24 protein-coding genes are annotated in these 26,403 nt (G+C 70.4%); 22 read left to right on the top strand and 2 right to left on the bottom strand.

Features of this window, described 5'->3' with window-relative positions:
• Window positions 1-10: 10 nt before the first annotated feature.
• From DNK52_RS11135 to DNK52_RS11110, 6 genes are all read left to right on the top strand, one after another.
• On the top strand, window positions 11-1,645 hold the full coding sequence (locus tag DNK52_RS11135) for an ABC transporter permease (RefSeq protein WP_110241047.1): 1,635 nt from the start codon (window positions 11-13) through the stop codon (window positions 1,643-1,645).
• A gap of 30 nt (window positions 1,646-1,675) precedes the next feature.
• Window positions 1,676-2,680, top strand: coding sequence for an ABC transporter ATP-binding protein (locus tag DNK52_RS11130; RefSeq protein ID WP_110241046.1), 1,005 nt, complete (start codon window positions 1,676-1,678; stop codon window positions 2,678-2,680).
• A gap of 37 nt (window positions 2,681-2,717) precedes the next feature.
• Entirely contained in the window at window positions 2,718-3,848 is a 1,131-nt protein-coding gene (locus tag DNK52_RS11125) for a phosphatase PAP2 family protein (RefSeq protein WP_110241045.1), read from the top strand.
• A gap of 576 nt (window positions 3,849-4,424) precedes the next feature.
• On the top strand, window positions 4,425-5,768 hold the full coding sequence (locus DNK52_RS16445; protein WP_110241044.1) for a C40 family peptidase: 1,344 nt from the start codon (window positions 4,425-4,427) through the stop codon (window positions 5,766-5,768).
• 40 nt (window positions 5,769-5,808) lie between these two features.
• The gene (locus tag DNK52_RS11115) at window positions 5,809-7,773 is read left to right on the top strand and encodes an acyl-CoA dehydrogenase family protein (protein ID WP_110241043.1); all 1,965 of its coding nucleotides are present in this window, start codon (window positions 5,809-5,811) and stop codon (window positions 7,771-7,773) included.
• Between the two features lie 473 nt (window positions 7,774-8,246).
• A complete protein-coding gene (locus DNK52_RS11110) occupies window positions 8,247-8,831 on the top strand; it encodes a hypothetical protein (protein ID WP_110241042.1) in 585 nt (194 codons plus the stop codon).
• A gap of 272 nt (window positions 8,832-9,103) precedes the next feature.
• On the opposite strand, the gene DNK52_RS11105 is transcribed toward DNK52_RS11110, so the two are convergent.
• Window positions 9,104-9,601 (bottom strand): inorganic diphosphatase, encoded by a 498-nt coding sequence (locus tag DNK52_RS11105; protein ID WP_476703537.1) that lies wholly within the window; start codon window positions 9,599-9,601, stop codon window positions 9,104-9,106.
• A 137-nt stretch (window positions 9,602-9,738) separates the two neighbouring features.
• Here DNK52_RS11105 and dacB point away from each other — a divergent pair, with 137 nt between their 5' ends.
• The 11 genes from dacB to DNK52_RS11050 all read left to right on the top strand — a co-directional run bounded on the left by dacB (window position 9,739) and on the right by DNK52_RS11050 (window position 19,968).
• Window positions 9,739-11,277 (top strand): D-alanyl-D-alanine carboxypeptidase/D-alanyl-D-alanine endopeptidase, encoded by a 1,539-nt coding sequence (gene dacB / locus DNK52_RS11100; RefSeq protein ID WP_162598733.1) that lies wholly within the window; start codon window positions 9,739-9,741, stop codon window positions 11,275-11,277.
• Window positions 11,278-11,346: 69 nt separating this feature from the next.
• On the top strand, window positions 11,347-12,405 hold the full coding sequence (locus DNK52_RS11095; RefSeq protein WP_239455507.1) for a zinc-dependent metalloprotease: 1,059 nt from the start codon (window positions 11,347-11,349) through the stop codon (window positions 12,403-12,405).
• 19 nt (window positions 12,406-12,424) lie between these two features.
• On the top strand, window positions 12,425-13,423 hold the full coding sequence (gene tilS, locus DNK52_RS11090) for a tRNA lysidine(34) synthetase TilS (RefSeq protein ID WP_110241040.1): 999 nt from the start codon (window positions 12,425-12,427) through the stop codon (window positions 13,421-13,423).
• Window positions 13,424-13,457: 34 nt separating this feature from the next.
• Window positions 13,458-14,009 carry a hypoxanthine phosphoribosyltransferase gene (gene hpt / locus DNK52_RS11085; RefSeq protein WP_110241220.1) on the top strand — a complete coding sequence of 184 codons (552 nt, stop codon included), beginning with the start codon at window positions 13,458-13,460 and terminating at the stop codon, window positions 14,007-14,009.
• Between the two features lie 220 nt (window positions 14,010-14,229).
• Entirely contained in the window at window positions 14,230-16,320 is a 2,091-nt protein-coding gene (gene ftsH / locus DNK52_RS11080) for an ATP-dependent zinc metalloprotease FtsH (protein ID WP_110241039.1), read from the top strand.
• A complete protein-coding gene (folE, locus tag DNK52_RS11075) occupies window positions 16,317-16,934 on the top strand; it encodes a GTP cyclohydrolase I FolE (RefSeq protein WP_110241038.1) in 618 nt (205 codons plus the stop codon). Before ftsH ends, folE begins: the two co-directional genes overlap by 4 nt.
• A 103-nt stretch (window positions 16,935-17,037) precedes the next feature.
• On the top strand, window positions 17,038-17,868 hold the full coding sequence (gene folP, locus DNK52_RS11070; protein WP_110241037.1) for a dihydropteroate synthase: 831 nt from the start codon (window positions 17,038-17,040) through the stop codon (window positions 17,866-17,868).
• Window positions 17,865-18,269, top strand: a complete 405-nt coding sequence (gene folB, locus DNK52_RS11065) for a dihydroneopterin aldolase (protein ID WP_110241036.1) — start codon at window positions 17,865-17,867, stop codon at window positions 18,267-18,269. Before folP ends, folB begins: the two co-directional genes overlap by 4 nt.
• On the top strand, window positions 18,266-18,838 hold the full coding sequence (gene folK / locus DNK52_RS11060) for a 2-amino-4-hydroxy-6-hydroxymethyldihydropteridine diphosphokinase (RefSeq protein ID WP_110241035.1): 573 nt from the start codon (window positions 18,266-18,268) through the stop codon (window positions 18,836-18,838). Before folB ends, folK begins: the two co-directional genes overlap by 4 nt.
• Window positions 18,839-18,845: 7 nt before the next feature.
• Complete coding sequence (locus DNK52_RS11055; protein WP_110241034.1) at window positions 18,846-19,361, top strand: DUF3180 domain-containing protein; 516 nt, start codon at window positions 18,846-18,848, stop codon at window positions 19,359-19,361.
• A 10-nt stretch (window positions 19,362-19,371) separates the two neighbouring features.
• Entirely contained in the window at window positions 19,372-19,968 is a 597-nt protein-coding gene (locus DNK52_RS11050; RefSeq protein WP_110241033.1) for a hypothetical protein, read from the top strand.
• Window positions 19,969-20,050: 82 nt separating this feature from the next.
• Here the strand turns inward: DNK52_RS11050 and DNK52_RS11045 are convergent, their stop codons facing one another.
• On the bottom strand, window positions 20,051-21,232 hold the full coding sequence (locus DNK52_RS11045; protein ID WP_110241032.1) for a glycosyltransferase family 2 protein: 1,182 nt from the start codon (window positions 21,230-21,232) through the stop codon (window positions 20,051-20,053).
• Window positions 21,233-21,441: 209 nt separating this feature from the next.
• Between DNK52_RS11045 and DNK52_RS11040 the strand changes: the two genes are divergently transcribed.
• The 5 genes from DNK52_RS11040 to nadC are packed head-to-tail and all read left to right on the top strand — an operon-like array spanning window position 21,442 to window position 26,402.
• Window positions 21,442-22,368, top strand: a complete 927-nt coding sequence (locus DNK52_RS11040) for a Rossmann-like and DUF2520 domain-containing protein (RefSeq protein ID WP_110241031.1) — start codon at window positions 21,442-21,444, stop codon at window positions 22,366-22,368.
• Window positions 22,365-23,339, top strand: coding sequence for a pantoate--beta-alanine ligase (gene panC, locus DNK52_RS11035; RefSeq protein ID WP_110241030.1), 975 nt, complete (start codon window positions 22,365-22,367; stop codon window positions 23,337-23,339). The genes DNK52_RS11040 and panC overlap by 4 nt, the downstream gene beginning before the upstream one ends.
• A complete protein-coding gene (gene panD / locus DNK52_RS11030; RefSeq protein ID WP_110241029.1) occupies window positions 23,339-23,755 on the top strand; it encodes an aspartate 1-decarboxylase in 417 nt (138 codons plus the stop codon). The genes panC and panD overlap by 1 nt, the downstream gene beginning before the upstream one ends.
• Window positions 23,755-25,473: an L-aspartate oxidase gene (locus DNK52_RS11025; protein ID WP_110241028.1), complete on the top strand. Its 1,719-nt coding sequence runs from the start codon at window positions 23,755-23,757 to the stop codon at window positions 25,471-25,473. Before panD ends, DNK52_RS11025 begins: the two co-directional genes overlap by 1 nt.
• A complete protein-coding gene (gene nadC, locus DNK52_RS11020; protein ID WP_239455506.1) occupies window positions 25,470-26,402 on the top strand; it encodes a carboxylating nicotinate-nucleotide diphosphorylase in 933 nt (310 codons plus the stop codon). Before DNK52_RS11025 ends, nadC begins: the two co-directional genes overlap by 4 nt.
• The last annotated feature ends 1 nt before the right edge of the window (window position 26,403 follow it).

The raw sequence follows: 26,403 nt of genomic DNA, 5'->3' as shown, positions 1-26,403 counted from the left end.
GGGTCCGGCGATGAATCGCCGACTTCTCGGCCTGGCCGCGCTGGCGGCCGGGCCGGTGGTCGTGCTGGGACTCTTCTTCGTGCTGCCCGTGACCGGGATGGTCTCGCGCGGCTTCTTCGTCGACGGCCAGTTCGCACCGGGCGCCGTCTGGGAGGTCCTGACCAGGCCCCGGGTCGCTCGGGTGCTCGCCTTCACTGTGGGCTCAGCGACCGCGGGCACGGTGCTGTCGCTGCTCCTCGGACTCCCCGCCGCATACGTGCTCAGTCGTCTGGAGCTGCCGGGCCGCCGCGTGGTCCGGGCGCTGCTGCTGGTGCCGTTCGTGCTGCCGACCATCGTCGTCGGGGTCGCCTTCCGCCAGTTGCTGGGCGAGGGCGGCCCGTTGGGCTTCCTGGGGTGGGAGCAGACCCCGGTCGCGATCGTGCTGGGGCTGGCCTTCTTCAACGCCTCCGTGGTGATCCGCACCGTGGGGGCCGCGTGGGAGTCGCTCGACCCGCGGCCGGGCGAGGCAGCGGCCGCCCTGGGCGCGACCCCCGTACAGGTGCTGCGGACGGTGACGTGGCCGGCGCTGCGCAGCTCGGTGGTCTCGTCGGCATCGGTGGTCTTCCTCTTCTGCGCCACCGCCTTCGGCATCGTGCTGACGCTGGGCGGGTTGCGCCACGCCACCGTCGAGACCGAGATCTACCTGCTCACCACCAACCTCTACGACCTCCCCGCCGCGGCCGCGTTGTCGGTGCTGCAACTGGTCGTGGTGGTGGTGCTGCTGGCCGTGACCGCCCGCTTCCGTACGACGTCGGCCGCGGTCCAGCGTCGGCCGTTCGTGCCGCGTCGACCCGCCCGCCACGACGCCCCGGCACTGCTGGCCACCGCACTGCTGCTTCTCTACGTCGCCGCCCCGTTGGTCACCCTGGTCAGCGGCTCCCTGCGGGTCGGGGGCGAGTGGAGTCTGGGCAACTACCGCGCCCTCACCACCACCGGTGAGTACGCCTCCCTCCCGGTGCCCGTCACCGAGGCGCTGGCGACGTCCCTGCGTACGGCCGTCGATGCGACCTGGATGGCGGTGGGCGTGGGCCTGCTGCTCGCGGTCGTGGTGACGCGGCGATCGCGCAGCACCGCTGAACGTCGGCTGCGCTCCGGGCTCGACGGCCTCTTCATGCTGCCGCTGGGGGTCTCTGCGGTGACCCTCGGTTTCGGTCTCCTCGTCACCCTCGACTCCGGGGTCCTCGACCTGCGCAACTCCCCGTTGCTGGTCCCGATCGCGCAGGCGTTGGTCGCACTGCCGTTGGTCGTACGCACGTTGGTCCCGGTGCTGGCGGGCATCGACGACCGGCAGCGTCAGGCCGCAGCCTCGCTGGGCGCAGGCGCCTGGCGAACCCTGCTCACCGTCGACGTGCCCGTGGTGTGGAAGCCGCTGCTGGCCGCGTGTGGTTTCGCGTTCGCCGTCTCCCTGGGTGAGTTCGGCGCGACCGCCTTCCTGGCCCGCGAGGGCGCCCCGACGTTGCCGGTGGTGATCTTCCGGTTGCTGGGGCTCCCGGGAGCGATGAACTACGGCATGGCCCTGGCGGCCTCCGTCGTCCTCGCGGTCACCACCGCAGCCGTCATGCTGGTCGTCGAACGGTTGCGGGTGCCGAGCATGGGGGCCCTCTGACGTGGCGGCTCGTACGTGGAGACTCGTGCCATGACGTCCGGACCGATCCTGCGCCTCGACGACGTGAGCGTGCGCTACGAGGGCACGCTCGCCGTCGACGGCGTCCAGCTCGAGGTCGAGCGCGGGGACGTATTGGCCGTCCTGGGGCCGTCGGGATGCGGCAAGTCGACCCTGCTGCGCGCGATCGCCGGGCTGGAGCCGATCAGTGCGGGCCGGATCACCTTCGACGGGGAGGACCTGGCCGGGCGTCCCACGCACAGGCGCGGCTTCGCGCTGATGTTCCAGGACGGCCAACTCTTCGGGCATCTCTCCGTGGCCCGCAACGTCGGCTACGCGCTCCGTCTGCGGCGCCTCGGGCGCGCCGCCGTCAACGCCCGGGTCTCCGAGCTGCTGGAGCTGGTCGGCCTGTCCGGCTTCGAGGATCGGATGCCAGCCACCCTCTCCGGCGGTGAACGGCAACGGGTCGCACTCGCCCGGGCGTTGGCCGTCGACCCCCGGCTCCTGCTGCTCGACGAACCGCTCTCGGCGCTCGATGCCTCGTTGCGGCAGTCACTTGCCGCCGACCTCCGCGACATCCTGCACACCGCAGGCACCACCGCGCTGATGGTCACCCACGACCATGACGAAGCCTTCGCGGTGGCGGGACGGATCGCCGTGATGTTCGACGGCTCCGTGGTCCAGCAGGGTCCGATCGCGCAGGTGTGGGCGAGCCCTGAGGCGCCACGTACGGCCTCGTTCCTCGGCTACGCCCGGGTGCTGACCGGAGCGTCAGCGCGTTTGGTGGCCGAGGCAGCCGGACTCCGTGCGGGTGGTCAGTTGGCGCTGCGGCGCTCCGCGCTCAGGGTTGCCGAGACCGGCGTACTGGAAGGTGTCGTGGAGCAGGTGACGTCGACGCCCGAGCAGTTGCGCCTCGTGGTGGACGTGCCCGGGGCGGGCCGACTGGACGCCGTCGCCCGGTTGGACGAGCGCCTGGTCGTGGGGGAGTCGGTGCACCTCTCGGTGGACGCGACCCGCGTGGCCCAGATGTCTGTCTGAAGGAGACCGCGCGTCGGCTCACCATTGGAGCGATAGCATGTCGCGCGTGTACCGCCATGCCTATTACCTCCTGATCGGGGTCTCCGTGGTCATGGGCGGTCTCGCCCTCGTCACCGCCCAGATCCTCGACCAGACGATCGTCGACCCGGACGGGTTCCTCGGTCCCTCGCAGGTCCGGCTGCCGCTGCTCGTCGGCGCGGCGCTGTTGGCCGACATGCTTCCGCAGTACCTGTGGGTGGGCCGCGCCCACCCGCGCGCCGGCTGGATCGCCGTCCGCAACCGGTGGCACACGCACTGGACCAGGGAGCGCTTGATCCTCGTGGTCGGCGGCATCGTCTCCTTCTACATCACCTACGTCAGCTACCGGAACCTCAAGTCCTTCCTGCCGACGATCATGGGCATGGAGCCGACCGACAAGTACGACCGTGAGCTGCACATCCTCGACCGGGCGATGTTCTTCGGCATGGAGCCGGCCACGGTGATGCACGCCGTCTTCGGGACCGGCCCGAGCGCCCATGTCCTCTCGACGATCTACCTCTGGTTCCTGCCGATGGTGCCGATCGGCGTCACCGTCTACCTCGTGTGGTCGCGCAACCTGCGCTTCGGCTACTGGTTCGTCTGCTCGCAGGTGCTGATCTGGTCCCTCGGGACCGCCACCTACTACGCCCTCCCGACGCTCGGCCCCGGATTCCGTTACCCGTGGCTCTACGCCGACCTGCCCAACACCGGCACCACCTCGCTGATGGATGCGCTCTTCTACGGACGCAAGGGCGTGGTCCACGACGGGGTCGAGGGGGCGGTCCAGTCGGTCGCCGGCTTCGCGAGCCTGCACACGGGTGTGACCCTGTTGCTGGCGTTGATGATCCAGTACACGATCCGCAACCGGATCGTGAAGATCCTGGCCTGGGCCAACTTCGCGATCACCGTTGTCGCCACCATGTACTTCGGCTGGCACTACGTCGCCGATGTCATCGGCGGTGTCGCGATCGCCCTGGTCTCCTTCTACTGGGGTGGCCTGGCCGCCGGGCAGAAGTTCACAAAAGACGCGCTACGACATGCCCAGTCGTCCCTGGCCGTGGGTGACGACACCGCTCCGGCTGCCCAGGCCGAGGGGCACCTGAAGCCCTCTTCCGCCGGACTGCCCTCCTCGCCGAGCGCCACCGACTGACCTGACGCGCTGTCGCGCCACCTGATTGCGCAGGTCCGCGCCGCCGGCCTGTCCGTACGTCCGTACGTCCGCAGGTCCGCGCCGCCCGCGACGCCTGCGACGCACGTCCGCGCCGCCCGTACGTCTCAGTGGGGAGGCTTTCAGTCACCTGGTGACTGGAACCCTCCCCGGTCCGGTTGTCTCCGGACCGCATGTTCTTTCTCTGTGATCCAGTGCGACTCAGGGCGATTCCAGCCATTCCAGTCGCCACCCAGCCCGACCCTCCGACCAGGGTCGGGCTGGATGCATCCCTGCGCCTTGTGACCCCGGAGCGTGAACAACACCGGTGTAGTTCCGAATCACAAGAGTGTCATTAGTCAAGTCGACACGCCGTGAATTCTGAGGTTTATGGTGAAAAGTGTTCCCAATGTGACTGATGAGCATTAGCGTTGCGGGTGTGCCTTGGACGGTGGGGAAGCCGCCCAAGGCACTACTGCGGTTCCTCGCAGGGCGCTGGGTGGTGGAGCGATCCTCCACCGCCCAGGCCCCTGCGAACCCCACCGCAGCGTCACTCGCACAGTCAGGAAGAGGACGGCCTTGAGGGTTCGCCGCACGTTCGCAGCAGGTCTCGCCGCCGTTCTCGTCGTCGGCCTCAGTGCCGTCACCTCCTACGCCGACGAGGTCTTCCCCTCCGACGACGAGGTGCGGGGCGCCGAGCGGAGGGCGGCAGGCAAGGCCCGCGACGTCGCCGCGATCCAAGCCGACCTGGCCGTCGCCAACAGCACCCTCGACCGCTCTGCCGAAGCCGCTGGTCGCGCCGCCGAGGCGTACAACGGAGTGCTCTGGGAGCTGGAGCAGGCCGAGGCCGCAGCCGAGGACGCCCGGGCTTCCGCCAAGGACGCCAGCCGTCACGTAAGCCGCCAACAGCGCCAGTACGGTGACGCACTGGTCCGTTCCTACCAGTCGGCCCCCGAGATCGCCGGCGTCGCCGCGATGGTCGAGGCAGACGGTGTCGACGCCTTCATCCAGCAGCGCGTCACCATGGACAACACGATGGATGCCCTGGACGGGCGCTACGACCGTTTCCGCGCCTCCGCGACCGTCGCCGAACTGTCCTCGAGCCAGGCAGCCGACGCCGAGGAGGCCGCCGCCGAGCTCGAGCGCGAGGCGCGGAAGTCTCGCGACGCCGCCGCCGGTGCCGCCGCTGCGGCGCTCACCGAGGCCGAGACCCTCGCCGAGCGCAAGGGCGAGTTGATCGAGGAGCTCGCCGCGCTCGAGGGGATCAGCGTCAGGCTGGCCCAGCGTCGCCAGAACGCCATGGAGGCCGAAGCTGCGCAACGCGCGGAGGACGCCCGCCGCAAGGAGCAGGAGCGCGCGCAGACCCCGGCGCCGGACCGCACCCCACGGCCCTCACGCACCCCTGACCGTACGCCGGACCGCACGCCGGCGCCTGACCGTACGCCGGCGCCCGACCGTACGCCCGCCCCGGACCGTACGCCGGACCGCACGCCCGCCCCGGCGCCGAAGCCGACCCCCCGCCCGGAACCCGCACCCGCGCCTTCCCCGCCGCCGCCTGCCTCCGGTACCGCGGGAGTGGTCGCCTTCGCCGCCTCCAAGATCGGCGACCCCTACGTCTGGGGTGCGGCAGGACCCAACGCCTGGGACTGCTCCGGCCTCACCGCCAAGGCATGGGCCACCGCCGGCAAGTCACTGCCGCACTGGTCGATCGGCCAGTACCGGGCCTCGACCCCGATCCAGTCCTCCCAGTTGCGCGCCGGAGACCTGGTGTTCTGGGGCGACTCCGGTGACTCGTCCTCGATCTTCCACGTCGCCCTGTACGCCGGCGACGGCATGATCATCCACGCTCCTCGCACCGGCCGACCGGTCGTCAAGGAGTCGATGTACTACTGGCGGGCCCCCAACTTCTACGCCCGCCCCTGATCGGGGTTGGCGCGAGGAAGCCGCGGGTAACCTCGGCGTCATGACCGCCGACTCCACCGCTCAGCCGTCCCGCCAGGTCCACGTCGACGTGCCCGCCCTCACCGAGCTCCTCGACGGCCAGCACGGCGCCGTGCGCGAGCAGGTGCGGACCAACCTCGTCAAGCACGCCGACGTCCTCGTCGACGCGGAGACGATGGACCGCGACGCCTTCCGTGACCGGGTCAAGGACGTCGTCCTGGCCATGGCCGAGACCGGGGCCACCGGGCTCGGGATCCCCGAGGCGTACGGCGGTGGCGGCAACATCGGTGCATCGATCGCCGCCTTCGAGACCCTGGCCCTGGGCGACCTGTCGGTGCTGACCAAGGTGGGCGTGCAGTTCGGCCTGTTCGGCGGCGCGATCCTGCAGCTCGGCACCAAGCCGCACCACGACAGGTGGCTGGCTGACCTGACCGCCGGTCGGGTGATGGGCTGCTTCGCGATGACCGAGACCGGCCACGGGTCCAACGTCGCCGACATCGAGACGGTTGCCCGCTTCGACGTCGAGACGGACGAGTTCGTCATCACCACCCCGCACGACTCCGCGCGCAAGGAGTACATCGGCAACGCGGCGCGTCACGGCGAGCTCGCGGTGGTCTTCGCCCAGCTCGAGGTGAGCGGTGAGCAGCACGGCGTGCACGCCATCGTCGTACCGATCCGGGTCGACGGCGAGCCCGCCCCGGGCGTGCGCATCGCCGACTCGGGCCACAAGCTCGGACTCAACGGTGTCGACAACGGTCGGCTCTGGTTCGACGACGTGCGGGTGCCGCGCGAGAACCTGCTCAACCGCTTCGCCAGCGTCAGCTCCGACGGGGTCTACTCGAGCGAGATCGAGAGTCAGGGACGCCGCTTCTTCACCATGCTCGGCACCCTCATCCAGGGCCGGGTCAGCGTCGGTGGCGCTGCCATCAACGCCTCCAAGGTCGCGCTCACCGTCGCGGTGAAGTACGCCGACCGCCGACGTCAGTTCGAGAGCGGCGAGGAGGGCACGGAGCAGCTGCTCCTCGACTACGGCATGCACCAGCGACGCCTGCTGCCGCTGCTGGCGAAGACGTACGCCCTGCACTTCGCCCAGGAGGTGGTCGCCGACCAGCTCCACGAGGTCTTCTCGCACACGTCCGGTTCGGCCGACGACAAGGCGGTCCGCCTGCTGGAGTCCCGCGCGGCCGGCACCAAGGCGATCGGCACGTGGCACGCGACCCGCACCATCCAGGAGTGCCGCGAGGCCTGTGGCGGTGCCGGCTACATGAGCGCCAACCGGTTCGCCGCGTTGAAGGCCGACACCGACGTCTTCACCACCTTCGAGGGCGACAACCACGTCCTCTACCAACTCGTCGCCAAGGGTCTGCTCACCGACTACTCCAGCGGTTTCTCCGACATGGACCAGTTCGGGATGGTCAGGTTCGTCGCAGGTGTGGCGGTCGAGACCGTGCTCGAGAAGGCCGCGGTGCACAAGCTGCTTGAGCGGATCAAGGACGTGCTCCCGGGCGGCAACGAGGACGAGTGGGACCAGGAGGCCGGCCTGCTGGACCCGAACTACCAGGTCGCGATGCTGCGCTTCCGCGAGGACCACATGCTCGGTGGCGTGGCCAAGCGGATCAAGGGCGGCGTCGATCGTGGCGGCAACCCGGGCGAGGTCTTCTCGAACGTTCAGGACCACGTCATCGCCACGGCCCGCGCCCACGTCGAGCGCCTCGTCCTGGAGGCGTTCGTCTCCAAGCTCGAGACCATGCCTGAGGGTGACAACAAGGTCGCGCTCAACCTGATGTGCGACCTCTTCGCGCTCTCGGTGATCGAGGGCGACCGTGCCTGGTTCATGGAGCACGGCCGGCTGACGGTCCAGCGCTCCAAGGCAATCACCGCCGAGGTCAACGCGTTGTGCCGCAAGGTCAGGCCCATCGCCGTCGACCTGGTCGATGCCTTCGGTGTGCCGGTCGAGATGCTGCGCGCAGAGGAACTGATCGGCTGAGGTCGCTGCGCGGTGGTAGCACCTCCGCGCGGACCGCCCCGCCCGCTGCGGCAACTGTCGGGTTGGAGACGTTCTTGCACGTCAAACCGTCTCCAACCCGACAGTTGGTCACTCGACCAGTGGGCCCAGCGCGCAACTGGCGACTTCATGTCGCCAGCGGGCGTTCAGCTGACATCAACCCACCATCTACTTACGTTCGATGGCCGCAGACGTACGCGAGATGCCCCGGCGGCTCTCGCGCTACTCCCTAGGGTGATCGGCATGGGGAAGAAGAAGCGTCTAGAGGAGCTGTTGCGGGCGGTGGGAGTCGGCCGTCCGAGCGCGGAGAAGGGGCGCGGTGACGACCGGGGAGTGAGGAGTGGGGGGAGCCCGCCGAGGGTGAGGAGATCGCGGCGGGTGATCCGCGCGTACGTCTCCTGCCGGACCCCGCGGAGGTCTTCGTCGCCGACCAGGCCTGGCTGGGTGACGTGCTCATGCCCGTGCTCGCGGTCGACCTGTCGGCCATAAACCCGGCCTGGTCGGGGTGGCTGCCCGTGGTGGATCCGGTCGAGCCGGTCCGCGACGTGCAGGGCTCCGTCGGTGAGGAGACGGAGGAGTTCCACGACGAGCACGCCGGCGACGCCTGGATGGCCCTACGCCTCGAGGAGGATGGTCGGCTCCGGTTCCTGGGGAAGCGTCAGTACTTCCTGCACGAGTTGCTGCGTGAGCGCGGCGACCTGCGCGGGTCGCAGGTCGAGGACCACTACGGATGCGACGCCCTGTCGCGCGCCGAGTTCACCCGCCGATGGCGAAGTGGGGAACGGGACGAGGAAGAGTTGTTCATCCTCGGTGGTGATCTCTACGAGGGGAACTGGACGGCCGTCGAGCCGCCGAGGGCCTACCGGTACGTCGAGCCGAACGACGAGGGTACGCCGTCCGTGACGCTCGCGGACGGACGCCCGTTCCGACTCGTGGGCGAAACCCATCGCTGGTCCTGGTCTGACGAGGGAGTCGCGACACTGCTGGTGATGTTCGAGCCCGAGACCCGGACGGTGCTCCTCACCTTCGAGTACGACTGATCTGCGGCCGCGGCCTGCGCCGGCGGCAACTGTCGGGTTGGAGACGTTCTTGCGCGTCAAACCGTCTCCAACCCGACAGTTGGTACTCGGGCCTCGGCAACTGGCGACTTCATGTCGCCAGCGGGCGTTCAGCTGACATCAACCCACCAGTTTGCGTACGCCCGCCAGCCGGCCAGGCCGGCGCCTTGGGGTCGGCGTGCGTCGGTGGCACAGAAACGACGAACGCCCCACGCCGAGTGGCGTGGGGCGTACGTACGAGTGGAGCAGGCGACTCAGTGGTGGCCGGGGGTGTTCTTCGCGCGCTCGAAGGAGGCGAGCACCTCGGCCTCGGCCTCGGCGCGGCCGACCCAGTCGGCACCTTCGACGGACTTGCCGGGCTCGAGGTCCTTGTAGACCTCGAAGAAGTGCTGGATCTCCAGGCGGTCGAACTTGGAGACGTGGTTGATGTCGCGCAGGTGCTCCTGGCGGGGGTCCGAGGAGGGAACCACGAGGACCTTGTCGTCGCCGCCGGCCTCGTCGGTCATCCGGAACATGCCGATCGCGCGGCACCTGATCAGGCAGCCGGGGAAGGTCGGGGCCTGGAGGATCACCATGGCGTCGAGGGGGTCACCGTCGAGGCCGAGGGTGTTCTCGATGTAGCCGTAGTCGGTCGGGTAGGCAGTAGAGGTGAAGAGCATGCGGTCGAGGCGCAGGCGCCCGGACTCGTGGTCGACCTCGTACTTGTTGCGCTCACCCTTGGGGATCTCGACCAGTACGTCGAACTCCAGCACGTCACTCACCTCGTCGTTGTGTGTTGCTTCAGACCGTCGTTCCAGCGTGGGAGCGCGCCGCAGGGGCGTACCGACACACTGATGCCGGTCAGTGTCGCGCACAATGGCCCCCGACACACACTCGGGAGGGGGTAATCGTGAGACGACGTGACGCAGGCCACAACGGCAGTGCCGGTGACGGCCCAGGTGACGGCCCGGGTGGCGGCTCAGGTGGCAGCGACGGTCAGGGGTCAGTTGCGCCGGGTACGCGCCCCCGCCGTCGTGGCCCCGGCCGATTCGCGCTGATCGCCCCGGTGGTCCTGGTGCTCGCCCTCCTCGGCACCGCCTTCGCCGCCGACGAGTACGCCTGGGGCCCCACCCACCTCGGCTGGAAGGGGGGCGACCCCGACACCGACCCCGCGGCCGTCGTACTGCCGGCCGGTCTGGAGTTGCCCGCGGCCCAGGAGCCCGAGCCCCCCGCGCAGCCCGCTGTCGGCGAGGCACTGTCACCCGAGGCCGTACGCCGGGCCCTGGCACCCGCCCTGAGGGACCCCGACCTCGGACGCAGCGTCGTGGCAGCCGTGGCCGACCTCGGCGGCAACGAACCGGTCTTCACCCTGGGGCAGGGCACGGTCGTCCCGGCCTCCACCACCAAGCTCCTGACTGCGGTGGCTGCGCTGGCAGTGATGGACCCCGGGACCACGTTCGAGACCAAGGTGGCGCGGACGGGTGCCGACCAACTCTTCCTGGTCGGCGGCGGCGATCCGTTGCTGGCCAGTGAGCCCCAGCTGAACGCCTGGCCGGCCCGCGCCGACGTCGTCACGTTGGCCCGGCAGACCGCCGAGACGCTGCGCGCCGAGCAGGTGTCGCGGGTGCGGTTGTCCTACGACGCCTCACTCTTCGCCGGACCGGGTGACAATCCCGGGTGGGAGTCGAGCTACGTCCCCGACGGTGTCGTCGCGCCGATCTCCTCACTCATGGTCGACATGGGCCATCACCCCCGCGGCTGGGGGCGCGTGGACGACCCGAGCCGCACGGCCGCGGACGCCTACGCCGATGCCCTGCGCGCCGAAGGCATCAAGGTGGCGCGGATCCGTCCTCGTACGACCCCCACGGCCGCGACCACGGTGGCGACGGTGACCTCGGCGCCGCTCGAGGACATCGTCCGGCGGGTCCTCGACGTCTCCGACAACGAGGGCGCCGAGGTCCTTGCCCACCATGTCGGGCTGGCCGAGGAGGGGGAGGGGTCCTTCGTCGCCGGGGCGCGCGGCACACTCGCAGCGCTGGACCGGCTCGGGGTGGATCTCTCCGACGCCGCACTCTTCGACGGCTCCGGGCTCTCCCGGAAGAACCGGCTGACCGCCCGCACCCTGGTCGATGTCCTGCGGGTGGCGGCCGCCGACGGCAACCCCGAGTTGCGTGCCGCGGTCGACGGCCTTCCGGTGGCTGGCTTCACCGGCTCACTCACCTCACGCTTCGCCGACGAGGGCGAGGACGGACTCGGGCGGGTGCGCGCCAAGACCGGCACCCTGACCGGCGTCCATGCGCTCGCCGGTCTGGTCACCGGCGCCGACGGGACACCGATGGTCTTCGTGGTCGCCGCCGACCGGGTCGTCCCGGCCCGTACGCTCGACGCCCGCCAGGCGCTCGACGTCGCGGCTGCGGCGCTCGCCGCCTGCCTCTGCGGCGCTCCCTGAGCGCTGGCCGGCGTCCCTTGCGGCGTCCCTTGCCTGTCGTCCGCTGGTGCGGTTGGTTAGTGTCGCGTCATGAAGCACAAGGCCGAGGCGCCATCGATGATCGACTGGGAGTTCGCCGTCAGGGTCGGCAGTCGCACGGTCCCGGCCTCCCCGAACGTCACCGCGGCCGAGGCCGCGGCCGTGGTCGCCGAGCTGCGCGAGGGCGCGCGGCGCTCGACCGCCCTCGTGCGCGACTTCACCGGTCTGCAGGCGCCTGACGACAGCGCGCCTGTCCTGGTCGTCGACCGACCGGGTTGGATCCGGGCCAACACCGAGTCGTTCGCCTCCCTGATGGATCCGGTCGTGGCCAAGCTCGCGGCCAAGCACCCGGGCTCTTCCGGCGGGCTCACCCACGCCATCGGTTCGCGCGTTACCGGCGCCGAGGTGGGCGCGTTGCTCGGCTTCCTGGGCAACAAGGTCCTGGGCCAGTTCGACCCCTTCCACGAGCCGAGCGGGCGACTGCTCCTGGTGGCGCCCAACATCGTTCACATCGAGCGCGAGCTCGAGGTCGACCCGACCGACTTCCGCCTGTGGGTCTGCCTGCACGAGGAGACCCACCGGGTGCAGTTCACGGCTGTCCCGTGGCTGCGGGACCACATCAGGTCGCTGGTCACCCAGGTCACCGAGTCGGTGGAGCCGCAGGTCATGTTCGGCGACCTCCTCGAGAAGGTCACCGAGTTGGTGAAGCGCGACCGGGACGAGCCGGGTGCCGGGCTCATGGACCTGATGAGCAGCCCTGCCCAGCGCGAGATCATCGACCAGATCACCGCCGTGATGTCCCTGCTGGAGGGCCACGCCGACGTGGTGATGGACGGTGTCGGTCCCTCGGTGATCCCGTCCGTCGTCGAGATCCGCAAGAAGTTCACCCAGCGACGTGGGGGCGCCGGCGCGCTCGACCGCCTCATCCGTCGTCTCCTCGGACTGGACGCCAAGATGGCGCAGTACCGCAACGGCGCCGTCTTCGTGCGCAAGGTCGTCGACGAGATCGGCATGGAGGGCTTCAACGCCATCTGGGGATCACCGCAGACACTGCCCTCGAAGACCGAGATCCACGATCCGCAGGCCTGGATCTCCCGGGTCCACGGTTGAGGCCGGTACGGTCCCGGGCGTGACCCTCGATCCTGCGGTGGCGGCCGTACGCCTCGGCGTGCGCCGCACCCTCGGCGAGCTACCACCGGTCCCCGACGACGTACAGCGGGTGGTGGTGGTCGCCTGCAGCGGGGGCGCCGACTCGCTGTCCCTGCTGGCGGCGACCGTCTTCGAGGCCCGCGCGAGCGGCGACCGCGTCGTCGGCGCCACCGTCGACCACGGTCTGCAGGAGGGGTCGCGGGAGCAGGCGGCTCGGGTGCTGGAGCAGATGCGGGCCCTGGGGGTCGACGAGACGTACGGCGTCGCGGTCACGGTCGAGGGTGCCGGTCGTGGACCGGAGGCGGCGGCACGGGAGGCCCGGTACGCGGTCCTCGCGCAGGTGGCCGATCGGGTCGGGGCGTCCGCGATCCTGCTCGGCCACACGCTCGACGACCAGGCCGAGACCGTGCTGATGGGTCTGGCCCGGGGCAGCGGAGGCCGCTCGATCGCAGGGATGCGCCGCGGGTTCGACCTCTACCGCCGACCCCTGCTCGACGTACGTCGTGCCCAGACCGAGGCCGCCTGCCGGGCCGAGGGGATCGACTTCTGGTCCGACCCGCACAACGTCGACCCGCGCTTCCTGCGTGCCCGCGTACGCCGTGACGTGCTGCCGGTGCTCGAGCGCGAACTGGGCCCCGGGGTCGCTGAGACCCTGGCCCGTACGGCGGACTCGTTGCGCACCGACATGGAGGCGCTCGACGAGCTCGCCGAGAACCATCTCGAGTCGGCCACGCCGCTCACGGCGTCGGCCCTGGGTGCGCTGCCCACCGCCGTACGTCGTCGGGTGCTGCGCCTGGCTGCCCTGCGAGCCGGGGCCCTGGACGCCGAGCTCTCGCACTCCCACGTGGTCGGGATGGAGCAGTTGGTGACCGGGTGGCGCGGCCAGCGGTGGATCGACCTGCCCGGTCACCTGCGGGCCCTGCGACGGGACGGCACGGTGCTTTTCGAGCCGGCCCCGTCCCGACCCAACGCCGACTGAGAGTGACCGGGAGGGCGCGGGTATCGTGCTCGACATGGAGTCCTCCCACGTCGAGAACGACCTGGTCAATGTCCTCTTCACCGAGGCCCAGATCCAGGACCGCCTGAAGGAGATGGCCGAGCAGATCGCGGCCGACTACGAGGGGCGTGACCTGCTGATGGTCGGCGTGCTGCGAGGCGCCGTCATGGTGATGGCAGACCTGGCCCGGTCGCTGCCCATCCACGTGGAGATGGACTGGATGGCGATCAGCTCCTACGGCTCCGGCACCAAGTCGAGCGGAGTGGTGAGGATCCTCAAGGACCTCGACACCGACATCAGCGGCCGTCACGTCCTGGTCGTCGACGAGATCATCGACACCGGTCTGACGCTGAGCTGGCTGGTCAACAGCCTCGGCACCCGGGGCCCCGCCTCAGTCGAGATCGCCACGCTGCTCCGCAAGCCGGAGGCGCTGTCGATGCCGGTCGAGCCGAAGTACGTCGGCTGGGACATCCCCGACGAGTTCGTGGTCGGCTACGGCCTCGACTACAACGAGCGCTACCGCAACCTGCGCGACATCGGCACGCTGGCGCCGCACGTCTACTCCTGACCCGGGTGACCCCGCCCTGCCCGCCCTGCCCGGCCGGGCAGGTGAGCTGGCAGGTGGGCTGGCAGGTGGGCTGGGCGACGGACTAGATGGTTGTCATTTCACGCGGCCTGCGAGAATGACCCCGAACGACGGTCACCTCCGGCGCCATCCCCCAGTGGGTGCCGACGTGTAGCGTCACCGGAGTCTGCTGGTCGGTCGATCCTGGAGTGGAAAGAAGCCTGTGAAGCGCATATTCAAGGGCCCGTGGTTGTGGGTCGTGCTGGCCGCGTTCGGCGTGCTGCTGGCGATCCAGTTCCTGGCACCCGGCGACGGGTACGACGAGGTCACGACCTCGCAGATGAACGACTACATCGCCGAGGGGCAGATCGACGAGATCACCTTCATCGACGGCGACCAGGAGATCCAGGCCGTCCTCGACGAGGGCGTGCGTGAGGACAACGACAAGGTCACGTCGTTCTGGCTGAGCGAGACCCAGTCCGGCATCGAGCAGGCTGTGCGTGAGCAGCACGCCGAGGGCAACATCTCGAAGTACAACACCGAGGTGCCGCAGTCGAGCATCCTCGGCTCGATGCTGATCACGATCGTCCCGTTCCTGCTGATCGTGCTCCTCTTCGTCTTCCTGATGAACCAGGCCCAGGGTGGTGGCGGACGCGGCGTGATGCAGTTCGCCAAATCCAAGGCCAAGCTCATCACCAAGGACATGCCCAAGACGACGTTCGCCGACGTCGCGGGCGCCGAGGAGGCGCTCGAGGAGCTCGGGGAGATCAAGGAGTTCCTCGCCGAGCCCGCCAAGTTCCAGGCGGTCGGCGCCAAGATCCCCAAGGGCGTCCTGCTCTACGGTCCCCCCGGGACCGGAAAGACCCTCCTCGCGCGCGCCGTCGCCGGTGAGGCAGGCGTCCCCTTCTACTCCATCTCCGGCTCCGACTTCGTCGAGATGTTCGTGGGTGTCGGCGCGAGCCGCGTCCGCGACCTCTTCGAGCAGGCCAAGGAAAACGCCCCCGCCATCGTCTTCATCGACGAGATCGACGCCGTGGGTCGGCACCGCGGCGCCGGCATGGGCGGCGGTCACGACGAGCGGGAGCAGACCCTCAACCAGCTCCTCGTCGAGATGGACGGCTTCGACGTGCGCGGCGGGGTCATCCTGATCGCGGCGACCAACCGACCCGACGTGCTCGACCCGGCGCTGCTGCGTCCGGGGCGGTTCGACCGCCAGATCCAGGTCGACGCCCCCGACCTCAAGGGCCGCCACAAGATCCTGCAGGTCCACTCGCGCGGCAAGCCCATGGGCCCCGACATCGACCTGCGCTCGGTCGCGCGCCGCACCCCCGGCTTCACCGGCGCCGACCTGGCCAACGTGCTCAACGAGGCTGCGTTGCTCACCGCGCGCAACGACGAGAAGCTGATCACCAACTCGGCCCTCGACGAGGCCATCGACCGCGTCATCGCGGGCCCGCAGCGTCGTACCCGCCTGATGAGCGAGCACGAGAAGCTCATCACCGCCTACCACGAGGGTGGCCACGCCCTCGTGGCCGCGGCCCTGCCGGGCACCGACCCGGTGCACAAGATCACGATCCTGCCGCGTGGCCGCGCCCTCGGTTACACGATGGTGCTGCCCGACGAGGACAAGTACTCCCAGACGCGCAGTGAGCTGCTCGACAAGTTGGCGTACATGCTCGGTGGCCGTGCGGCCGAGGAGCTGGTCTTCCACGACCCGACCACGGGCGCTGGCAACGACATCGAGAAGGCGACCAGCGTCGCCCGGGCGATGGTCACCCAGTACGGCATGACCGAGACCCTCGGCGCGGTGAAGCTCGGCAGCGACAACTCCGAGCCCTTCCTGGGCCGCGACATGGGGCACACCCGCGACTACTCCGAAGCCGTGGCCGCCACGGTCGACGACGAGGTCCGCAAGTTGCTGACCACGGCCCACCAGGAGGCCTTCGACATCCTCCACGAGAACCGTGACGTCCTCGACGCGCTGGTGCTCGCGCTGATGGACCGCGAGACGCTCGACAAGGCAGAGGTGGCCGAGGTCTTCGAGGCCCTGCGCCGTCGCCCGCGTCGTCCTGCCTGGACCGGGTCCGACACGCGCGTTCCCTCCACCGTCCCGCCGATCATCGTGCCGCAGGCGATCAAGGACCGCGACGCGGCCGCTGCCTCCGCGCTGGACAAGGACGACGTCCGTGGGCACAACGACGAGGGCGGAGTGGTCATCACCCCTCCCGGCCCCGGCGGTGACATCCACGGTGACCCGAGCATTGATCCCTCGACGGCGGCCGGACCGCCCGACCCGACGGAGCCGCACCCGTGACCGACCCCATCGGCCTGGCTGAGCGTTCTCCCGCCGACGTGCCCGACTTCGACCACCCCAGGGCGGAGGCGGCCATCCGTGAGTTGCTCGCCGCGATGGGCGAGGACGTCGAGCGCGAGGGCCTGCGTGAGACCCCCGCTCGGGTGGCCCGGGCGTACGCGGAGCTCACCGTGGGTCTGCGGCAGCAGGCCGAGGACGTCCTCACCACGACGTTCGACCTGGGCCACGACGAGATGGTCCTCGTGCGCGGCATCGAGCTCTGGTCGATGTGCGAGCACCACCTGGTGCCGTTCACCGGGGTCGCCCACGTCGGTTACATCCCGGCCGAGAGCGGCAAGATCACCGGCCTCTCCAAGTTGGCGCGCCTCGTCGACGTCTACGCCAAGCGACCCCAGGTGCAGGAGCGGCTCACCACCCAGATCGCCGACGCCATGACCGGGATCCTCGAGGCCCGGGGCGTGATCGTGGTGATCGAGGCCGAACACCTCTGCATGACGATGCGCGGGGTCCGCAAGGCCGGCGCCCGCACCATCACCTCAGCGGTCCGTGGCCAGATGCGTGACGCAGCCACCCGCACGGAGGCAATGGCTCTGATCCAGTCCGGCACCAGATGACCGGCGCCTCATGACCGGCGCCGGCGCCGGAGTGTCCCGGTCCTCGTCCCAGTCCTCGTCACTGTCCTCGTCACTGTCCTCCTCGAGACCGGGGCCGTTGGTGATGGGGATCGTCAACGTCACTCCGGACTCCTTCTCCGACGGAGGCAACTGGGCCGAGTCAGAGGCTGCGATCGCCCATGGGCACCGTCTGCTCGCCCAAGGGGCTGACGTCCTCGACATCGGTGGTGAGTCGACCCGCCCGGGAGCGACCCGTCCGGTGCTGGCCGAGGAGCTGGACCGGGTGGTCCCGGTGATCTCCGCGCTCGCAGCGGCCGGTGCCCGGATCTCCGTCGACACCATGCGGTCCGAGGTTGCCCGGGAGGCCGTGGCCGCGGGCGCCGAGATCGTCAACGACGTCAGCGGAGGGTTGGCCGACCCAGCCATCCTCGACGTGGTCGCCGAGACCGACGCCCTCTACGTCGCGATGCACTGGCGCGCCCACGCCGACCACATGCAGTCCTTCACCACCTACGAGGACGGTGTGGTGGCGGGCGTACGCCGTGAGTTGGGGCTGCGCCTGGACGCAGCGCGCGCCGCCGGGGTGCGTGACGAACAGATCGTGCTCGATCCCGGCCTCGGCTTCGCCAAGACGGCTGACCACAACTGGGAGCTCCTGGCCGGTCTGGAGGAGTTGGAGGAGTTCGGGTTGCCCCTCCTGGTCGGGGCGTCGCGCAAGACCTTCCTCGGGGCGCTGCTGGCTGCCCCGGACGGGACCCCACGCCCGATCGACGGGCGGGAGTACGCGGGCGCAGCCCTGGCCGTCCTCCTCGCCCAGCGAGGCGTGTGGTGCCTGCGGGTCCACGACGTCGCGGCCACCTGCGACGCGTTGGCGGTGTGGGCGCGCCTGCAGACCGGCGAAGCCGCGACCCGCCGTTCGGAAGGACGACCATGAGTGTCTCCGGCCCCCCTCGCCCCGACCCGCAGATCGACGAACTGACCGTGAGCGGCATCGAGTGCTTCGGCCATCACGGTGTCTTCGACTTCGAGCGCCGCGAGGGACAGGTCTTCGTCATCGACCTGACCCTCGGCATCGACACCCGTCGCGCCGCAGCGAGCGATGACCTGTCCGACACCGTGCACTACGGGCTCCTCGTGGACCGGGTCAAGGCAGCGGTCGAGAGCGACCCGGTCGACCTCATCGAGACCCTGGCAGAGCGGATCTCGAATGTTGCTCTGACCTTCGACGGTGTTGAATGGGTCCGAGCAACCGTCCACAAACCGGATGCGCCGATCGAGGCAACGTTCACCGACGTGGCCCTGAGCATCACAAGAAACAAGAGGACCGACACGTGACCGAGACGCCGAACCCGCACATCATCGACGCCGACGCCCTCACCGGCGAGATGCACCCGATCCGCCGGGTCGTCCTCTCTCTGGGATCCAACCTCGGCGAGCGCCGGGCCTCCCTCCAGGGGGCCGTGAACGCGATGGCGGACACCCCCGACGTCTGGATGACGAGCGTCTCCGCGGTCTACGAGACCGAGCCGGTCGACTCGCCCGACGGGTCGCAGAAGTACCTCAACGCGATCGTGCTGCTCGACACCACGCTCCCTGCGCACCGTCTCCTTGACCGTGCCCTGACCATCGAGCAGGCCTTCGACCGCGAGCGCAGCTCGGAGGAGCGCAATGCTCCGCGCACGCTCGACGTCGACCTGATCCAGGTCGGCGACCGGCGAGCCAACGACGACCTGCTGGTCCTGCCGCACCCGCGTGCCGCCGAGCGCGGCTTCGTGCTCGTGCCCTGGCACGAGATCGAGCCCGACGCGGTGCTCCTCGACCACGGTCCGATCGCGGAGCTGATCGAGAAGGTCGACGTCAGCGGCGTCGTCAAGCGCGAGGACATCACCCTCGACCTCCCGTGAGCCGGGCATGAGGGACCACACCCCCCACCAGGGTGGGACCGACGACGAGTCGGACGCCCCCGAGGTCTCCTCATCCCACCTGACCCCGCTCGGGGCCGGGCCGCTCGTGACCGGAGTCGCGGTCGGGTTCGTCTTCGGTTGGCTCTTCCGCGGGGCTGCCGACGGACTCGGTCTGGCCGGTCCGGTCTCCTGGATCCAGGCGGCGGGGCTCTGGTTCCTGGCTGTCCTGCTCGGCGGGGTGGCGGTGGTGACGGCCCGCGCCGTGCGTCGTCGTGACGTGACCCTCGACGCCCAGCGCATGGTCAACCGACTGGTCCTGGCCCGGGCAGCGGCCCTCTCCGGCGCCCTCCTGGCCGGCGGATACGCCGGTTACGCGCTCACGTGGCTCGACTCCCACCCCGACTTGGTCCTCGCGCGGGTGGGAGTGGGTCTGGTCGCTGCTGCCGGGGGCGTGGCCGTGCTGGTCACAGGCAAGTGGTTGGAACGGGCGTGTCGAGTACCCAAGGACGACTCTCACCCCTAACCTGAGGGTCATGACTTCCCCGTCTCGTCCCCAGGCCCGCCGACGTCAGCGCAGCACGCGCGTGACGGTCGCCGCCGGTCTCCTCGTACTCGCGGCCGTCCTCGTCATCGGGGCAGTCGCCACTGGCCAGTCCTTCCTGGTCCTCCTGTCGGCCCTCGCCGCCGTCGCCCTGGGTGCAGCCTCCACCCGGATCACCTACGCCGAGCTGACCCAGACCCGGCGTGACGCCGCCGCTGACCGGGCCCGCCAGGCCCAGGCCTACCGCGACATCACCGCGCGTCGGGCCGCAGAGAACGTCGCCTTCGCCTCGGACATGCGTTCGCGCATCTCCGAGCGTCAGGAAGTCATCAGCCACCTCGAGATCGAGCTGGGCAAGGCGCTCGAGCGGGCTGCCACGGCCACGCTGAAGATGAGCTCGGAGGCCCGTCGTGCCGACCTCGCCGAGTCGAGCGTCGCCCGGGTGAGCGCGGCTCTCGACGAGTCCGAGTCGTTGGCCGCCGAAGCCATCGTCCGCGTCGCCGAGCTGGAGGCCGAGCTCGACACGATGCGCGGCGAGCTCGACGCCTGGAAGATGGAAGCCACCGCGGAGCGTCGCAAGCGCGCCTGAGCAGAAGTCGTACGAGATCAGCCCCCGGAGTCACTCCGGGGGCTGATCTCATTTCGTCGCTGGTCCGGCTCCGGACCCAGGGTCAGGCGGGTTCGCCCGCCTCGAGGGGCTCGAGCGGGGCGGGCGGCGGCGGCATCTCGTAGTCACGCAGCTGCAACCACTGGGTCGGGATCCCGGCCGGGTCCAGCACGTCGGCGGGGATGCTCAGCAACGTGCCGTCCTCGTTGCGCTCCCAGCCGGCGTCGCCACGTCCGAGGATGTGGTCGACCAACGCGACGGCGTCGTCGCGGCGGTCCTCGGCCACCAGTGCGGCGCAGACCCGCCAGTCCGGGGTCAGGCAGCTCCAGTGCACCTGCTCCGGCTCCCACAGGGAGAGCTGGCCGCGGCGCAGCTCCTCCCACCAGTCGTCGGAGCACCCGGGGATCGAGCTGTAGTAGCTGGGCATGTCACCGGGCATCACCCAGTCCCGGAAGAGGCGCGTGACCTCCCAGTGGTCGTGGGCGAGCACCAGGTCGTACGCCATCCGCTTCGTCTTCCACCGATCGACCAGGTCGGCCAGGGAGGCACGCTGCTGGGTGATCGAGGAGCCGTCGCTGCGGATCTGCCAGCGGTAGACCACCTTGTCGATGACGTCGAAGGTGCCGGCCAGGTAGGCACGGGTGGTGGTCGGCTGGTCCTCGTAACGCACGCCGTCGGCCCAGCGGATGCCGTGCTCGTCCCAGAAACTGCGCCGGAAGAGCTTGTTGACCGCGAAGACGTCACCCAGGATCTCGGGGTGGTCCTCGATCCGGATCCCGTGCCGGACCTCGCCGTGCAGCCGCACCAACCAGTCGGGCTCAGCGACGCGCTCCGGCTGGCCGGGCGCCGAGAAGACCTGGACCAGGGACGCGGTCACGAAGTCGGAGCCGGTCTCCTCCAGGGTCGCGACCATGTCGGCCAGCGCGGTGGGTTCGAAGACGTCGTCGGAGTCCAGGTAGGCCAGGTAGTCACCGGAGACCTTGATGGTCCCGCGGTTGCGGGCCCGCCCCAGGCCACCGTTCTGCACGTGCAGGACCGTGATCCGGGAGTCGCGCGCGGCGTACTCCTCGGCGATCTCACCGCAGCGATCGGGTGAACCGTCGTCGACGACCACCGCGGTCCACCTGGTCCAGGTCTGGGCGATCAGGCTGTCGAGGCAGGCGGACAGGTACTGCTCGGTGCCCCACGCGGGAACGACGACACCGACGGTGGGCCTGCGCAAGCGGCGCAGGAGTGCCTTCTTCATGGGCGCTACCGTAGCGCCCCGCCCGGCGGGTGGGGCAGGTCACAACCTGGTCCCGTTCCCGCCGGGGAAGAAGGGGGCGTACGCTCACGTTGAACAAACGACCGGCTGGGCAGTCTCCAGTCGGTCGGACCACAACGTCAGAGCAATCGTCTGGTACCCACACCGGTCCCCTCGGGGATGGTCGGAGGGACTGAAACGTGAGGCCTTGAATGAACACCACCATGAAGGTGGGTGTGGTCGGTGCCGGTCGTGTCGGTGCCGTCCTCGCCGCCGCACTGCAGGCTGCCGGCCATGAGGTCGTCGCGGCCGCCGGTGAGTCAGACGCGTCCCGTCGGCGTATCGCGGCGCTCCTTCCCGGCGTACGCGTCGCGAAGCCCAGTGCCGTCGCCAAGGCCTGCGACCTGCTCCTGCTCACGGTCCCCGACGACACCCTGGCCAACGTGGTCTCGATGCTCGCCGCCTCGGGTGCCCTGCGCCCCGGGCAGGTGGTCGCCCACAGCTCGGGACGTCATGGCCTGGCCGTGCTCGACCCGGCAGCCGCAGTGGGTGCCCGGGTCGTCGCGTTGCACCCGGCGATGACCTTCACCGGTACGTCCGTCGACCTGCCCCGGTTGACGGGCTGCGTCTTCGGGGTCACCGCTGCCGAGGGCGAGCGCGAGCTCACCGCTGGCCTCGTCGCCGACCTCGGCGGGAAGGCGATGTGGGTGCCCGAGGCGCACCGCACGCTCTACCACGCAGGTCTGGCCCACGGCGCCAACCACCTGGTCACCGTGGTGACCGAGGCGATGGAGATGTTGCGCGCCGCCGGTGCCGACGACCCTGCCGGCACCCTGCGCCCCTTGCTCTCCGCGGCCCTCGACAACGCCCTGCGCGACGGCGACGCCGCCCTGACGGGACCGATCGTCCGCGGCGACGTCGAGACCGTCACGGCCCACCTGAGTGACATCCGCGCGCACGCCCCGCAGACCCTGGGCTCGTACGTCGCCCTGGCCCGCGCCACCCTGGCCCGGGTCCTCACCGACGGACGCCTCCTGCCGATCCGTGCCTCCCGCATCGCTGCGTCCCTCGACGCCTCGGTGGCGGCGGAGGCAGCCCGGCTCGAGGAACCGCGTACGAGTCTCGAGGAGCTCCGATGAGCATCCAGACCCAGGACCGCGTCGGGACGACGGCCCGGACCCCGGTGCTCGCCCGCAACCGCGTCGAGCTCGCCGAGCTCCTCGCCGGTGCCCGGGCCGCCGGCGCCCGCGTCGGCTACGTCCCCACCATGGGCGCACTCCACGAAGGCCACGCCAGCCTGATGGCCGAGGCCCGACGCCAGGTCGGGGACGACGGCCAGGTCGTCATCTCGATCTTCGTCAATCCGCTGCAGTTCGCGCCGGGCGAAGACCTGGACCGCTACCCGCGGACCCTCGACGCGGATCTCGAGGTCGCGGCCAGCCAGGGTGTCGACATCGTCTTCGCCCCTGACGCCGACGAGGTCTACCCGGGCGGGGTCCGTGCCGGTGAGACCGACGAGGCGATCACCGTCGATCCCGGTCCGCTGGCCACCGAGCTCGAGGGAGCCGTACGCCCGACCCACTTCCGCGGCGTGCTCACCGTGGTCGCCAAGCTCTTCGGTCTCGTACGTCCCGACGTGGCGGTCTTCGGTGAGAAGGACTACCAGCAGCTCGTGCTGGTGCGTCAGATGGCCGAGAATCTCTGCACCGGGGTCGAGGTCGTCGGCGCGGAGACGGTGCGCGAGCCCGACGGCATCGCGATGAGCAGCCGCAACCGCAACCTCTCGCCCGAGCTGCGACGGCGCGCCACGATGCTGTCGCAGACCCTCCGGGCAGCCGACGGGTCGGCGCGGTGGGGGATGGACGTGGCGTTGGAGTCGGCCCGTGCCGAGCTGCGTCAGGCCCACGGTGTCGACCTCGACTACCTGGAGTTCCGTCTGCCCGACCTCTCTCCCGTGCCCGAGGAGCTCCACGAGGAGACCGAGGTCCGCCTGCTGATCGCCGCCCGCCTGGGCGACACCCGCCTGATCGACAACATGCCCCTGATCCTGGGTGCCACGCGCCCCGCCGCTCGTGCCGCCACCCCTGCAGCAACCGAAGGAGACAGCTGATGCTGCGCACCATGATGAAGTCCAAGATCCACCGCGCCACCGTGACCCAGGCCGATCTGCACTACGTGGGGTCGGTGACTGTCGACGAGGACCTCCTCGAGGCCTCCGACATCCTGCCCGGTGAGCTGGTGCACATCGTCGACATCGACAACGGCGCGCGCCTGGAGACGTACACGATCGCGGGGGAGCGGGGCTCCGGCATCATCGGGATCAACGGCGCCGCCGCCCGCCTGGTGCACCCCGGCGACCTGGTCATCCTGATCGCCTACGGCCAGATGGAGAGCGCCGAGGCGAAGGCCTTCGAGCCCAGGGTCGTCTTCGTCGACGCCGACAACAAGATCATGGGCACCAGCGCCGACCCCGCCGACACCTTCGGTGCCGAGGACCTCGTGCGCGGCGACCTCGTCTCCAACTGATGACGACCGCCGAGGCGCCGTACGTCCCCGTCCTGGCGGGACGGCTCCGGGCCACCGAGCCCGGCTGGACCAGTCAGGCAGACGTGGTCGTGATCGGTTCCGGCATCGCGGGTCTCACCGCGGCCCTGCGCCTGCGCCAGGGCGTCGACAAGGTGCTGCTGATCACCAAGGACGTTCTGGCGGCCGGGTCGACCCAGTGGGCCCAGGGCGGTATCGCAGCGGCACTCGGCCCCGGGGACACCCCGCTGGAGCACGAGATCGACACGTTGGTCGCGGGCGCCGGCGCGTGTGACATCGAGGCCGTACGCGTCCTGGTCACCGAGGGCCCGGCGGCGGTGCACGAGCTGATCTCGCTGGGCACCAACTTCGACCACCACGAGGGTGAGCTGTCGTTGACGCGGGAGGGTGGCCACCACCGCGACCGGATCGCGCACGCCGGCGGTGACGCCACGGGCGCGGAGATCCAGCGTGCGCTGATCGCGGCGGTCCACGCGGCTCCCGAGATCGAGATCATCCAGCACGCCCTGGCCCTCGACCTGCAGCTTGCCGCCGACGGGGGCGTCGCCGGCGTGACCCTGCACGTGATGGGCGAGGGACAGCACGACGGCGTCGGCGCGATCCGTTGCCGGGCGGTCGTTCTCGCCGCGGGCGGCCTGGGCCAGGTCTTCTCCGCCTCGACCAACCCGCCCGTCTCGACGGGCGACGGGATGGCGTTGGCGCTGCGCGCCGGGGCGACCCTGCGTGACGTCGAGTTCGTCCAGTTCCACCCGACGGTGATGTACCTCGGGGCCGAGTCGATGGGGCAGCAGCCGCTGATCTCCGAGGCGGTCCGAGGCGAGGGTGCCTTCCTGGTCGACTTCGAGGGCAACCGACTCATGGAGGGCGTCCACCCGCTGGGTGACCTGGCGCCGCGTGACGTGGTGGCCAAGGCCATCACGCGCCGGATGATGGAGACCGGACGGGCCCACATGTGGCTCGACGCCCGTCACCTCGGTGCGGAGTTCTGGCAGCAGCGTTTCCCCACCATCCTGGCGACCTGCCGCACCCACGGCATCGACCCGACCGTTGACCTGATCCCGGTCTCCCCGGCCCAGCACTACGCGTCCGGTGGCATCGCGACCGACCTCTTCGGACGTACGGGCGTCCCCGGGCTCTACGCGACCGGCGAGGTGGCGTGCTCCGGCGTGCACGGCGCCAACCGACTGGCCTCCAACTCCCTGCTCGAGGGCCTGGTCTTCTCGCGCCGGATCTCCGACGTCCTGCCCGGTGAGCTGCGCGGGTGGAGCGACCCGGTGCCCGACACTCGCCCCGACGGCCTGGTCGACCCCGCCGCCCGTCCCCAGATGCAACGCGTGATGACCGACCAGGTCGGCGTCCTGCGTTCCGCCGACGGCATGGCGGGGGCCCTGGAGGCCCTCGGTGAGCTGGCCGAACGCACCACCGAGGTCGCCGCCACCGCGTCGTGGGAGACCACCAACCTGGTCGCCGTCAGCACGGCCCTGACGATGGCGGCCGTGGCCCGCGAGGAGACCCGCGGGTCGCACTGGCGTGAGGACCACCCCGAGCGCGACGACGTACGTTTCGGCGGCGGCCACTTCGACATCCGGCTGGTCAACGGGGTGCCGGTGCGGGAGTTCGTGGCCGCGGCCGCGACCGACCCGTCGGTGCCGCAGGTGGCCGACGCGACAGCCCTCCAGCCCGAGGGGGCCCACCGGTGACGCCGACCCAGACGTACGCGACCCTGCCGGCGATCGGTCTCGACGAGGTGCCGTCCGGGCTCGTCTCCGAGTTGACCGAGGCCGGCCTCGACGTCGAGTCCCTGTGGCGCCACCTGTCGCTGGCCCTGCTGGAGGACATCCCTCCCGGTCAGACCGACACCACCAGCACCGCGACGATCGCCGCCGAGGCACGCGCCAGCGGGGTCTTCGGCGCCCGGGAGTCCGGCGTCGTCGCCGGGCTCGGGGTCGCGGCCCTGGTCTTCCACGCCGTCATGGGTGACACCGTCGAGATCATCGACCGGGTCGCCGACGGCACGCCCGTGGTCGCCGGCGACGTGGTGATGCGGGTGGCCGGCCCGGCTCGCGGACTGCTGACCGCCGAGCGCACCGCCCTCAACTTCGCCTCCCACCTCTCCGGGGTCGCCACGGCAACGGCGCAGTGGGTCGCCGCGCTCGAGGGCACCCGCGCGCGGGTCCTCGACACCCGCAAGACGTTGCCCGGGTGGCGGGCGCTGCAGAAGTACGCCGTGCGCTGCGGCGGCGGGGTCAACCACCGCTTCGGTCTGGCCGACATGGCGATGGTCAAGGACAACCACGCCGTCGCCGCGGGCGGGGTGGTGCCGGCCCTGGAGGCGATCCGCTCGACCTTCCCCGGGCTTCCCGTCGAGGTCGAGGTGCAGAATCTGGACGAGTTGCGGGCGGTCCTCGCGGCCGACGGCGAACGGATCCTGCTCGACAACATGTCGACCGACGACATGACCGAGGCCGTACGCATCACCGACGGCCGCGCCGTGCTGGAGGCCTCCGGCGGACTGACGCTGGACCGGGCTCGTGAGGTCGCGCTGACCGGTGTCGACTTCATCTCGGTGGGTGCCCTGACCCACTCGGTCACGGTCTTCGACCTCGGCCTGGACCTGGACGAGGACTGAG

The organism is Nocardioides gilvus (assembly GCF_003194605.1).
Taxonomy (GTDB): Bacteria; Actinomycetota; Actinomycetes; order Propionibacteriales; family Nocardioidaceae; genus Nocardioides; species Nocardioides gilvus.
This window is presented reverse-complemented; position numbering and strand designations above follow the sequence as displayed.

What these genes read in the sequence shown, in the direction of transcription:
- hpt (WP_110241220.1), top strand. Translation starts at nt 13,458, where the DNA reads ATGGAGTCCTCCCACGTCGAGAACGACCTGGTCAATGTCCTCTTCACC.
- DNK52_RS11130 (WP_110241046.1), top strand. Translation starts at nt 1,676, where the DNA reads ATGACGTCCGGACCGATCCTGCGCCTCGACGACGTGAGCGTGCGCTAC.
- DNK52_RS11025 (WP_110241028.1), top strand. Translation starts at nt 23,755, where the DNA reads ATGACGACCGCCGAGGCGCCGTACGTCCCCGTCCTGGCGGGACGGCTC.
- DNK52_RS11055 (WP_110241034.1), top strand. Translation starts at nt 18,846, where the DNA reads ATGAGGGACCACACCCCCCACCAGGGTGGGACCGACGACGAGTCGGAC.
- DNK52_RS11095 (WP_239455507.1), top strand. Translation starts at nt 11,347, where the DNA reads ATGAAGCACAAGGCCGAGGCGCCATCGATGATCGACTGGGAGTTCGCC.
- DNK52_RS11135 (WP_110241047.1), top strand. Translation starts at nt 11, where the DNA reads ATGAATCGCCGACTTCTCGGCCTGGCCGCGCTGGCGGCCGGGCCGGTG.
- folB (WP_110241036.1), top strand. Translation starts at nt 17,865, where the DNA reads ATGAGTGTCTCCGGCCCCCCTCGCCCCGACCCGCAGATCGACGAACTG.
- DNK52_RS11045 (WP_110241032.1), bottom strand. Translation starts at nt 21,232, where the DNA reads ATGAAGAAGGCACTCCTGCGCCGCTTGCGCAGGCCCACCGTCGGTGTC.
- DNK52_RS11115 (WP_110241043.1), top strand. Translation starts at nt 5,809, where the DNA reads ATGACCGCCGACTCCACCGCTCAGCCGTCCCGCCAGGTCCACGTCGAC.
- folP (WP_110241037.1), top strand. Translation starts at nt 17,038, where the DNA reads ATGGGGATCGTCAACGTCACTCCGGACTCCTTCTCCGACGGAGGCAAC.
- DNK52_RS11125 (WP_110241045.1), top strand. Translation starts at nt 2,718, where the DNA reads ATGTCGCGCGTGTACCGCCATGCCTATTACCTCCTGATCGGGGTCTCC.
- panC (WP_110241030.1), top strand. Translation starts at nt 22,365, where the DNA reads ATGAGCATCCAGACCCAGGACCGCGTCGGGACGACGGCCCGGACCCCG.
- DNK52_RS11040 (WP_110241031.1), top strand. Translation starts at nt 21,442, where the DNA reads ATGAACACCACCATGAAGGTGGGTGTGGTCGGTGCCGGTCGTGTCGGT.
- panD (WP_110241029.1), top strand. Translation starts at nt 23,339, where the DNA reads ATGCTGCGCACCATGATGAAGTCCAAGATCCACCGCGCCACCGTGACC.
- DNK52_RS11050 (WP_110241033.1), top strand. Translation starts at nt 19,372, where the DNA reads ATGACTTCCCCGTCTCGTCCCCAGGCCCGCCGACGTCAGCGCAGCACG.
- DNK52_RS11110 (WP_110241042.1), top strand. Translation starts at nt 8,247, where the DNA reads ATGCCCGTGCTCGCGGTCGACCTGTCGGCCATAAACCCGGCCTGGTCG.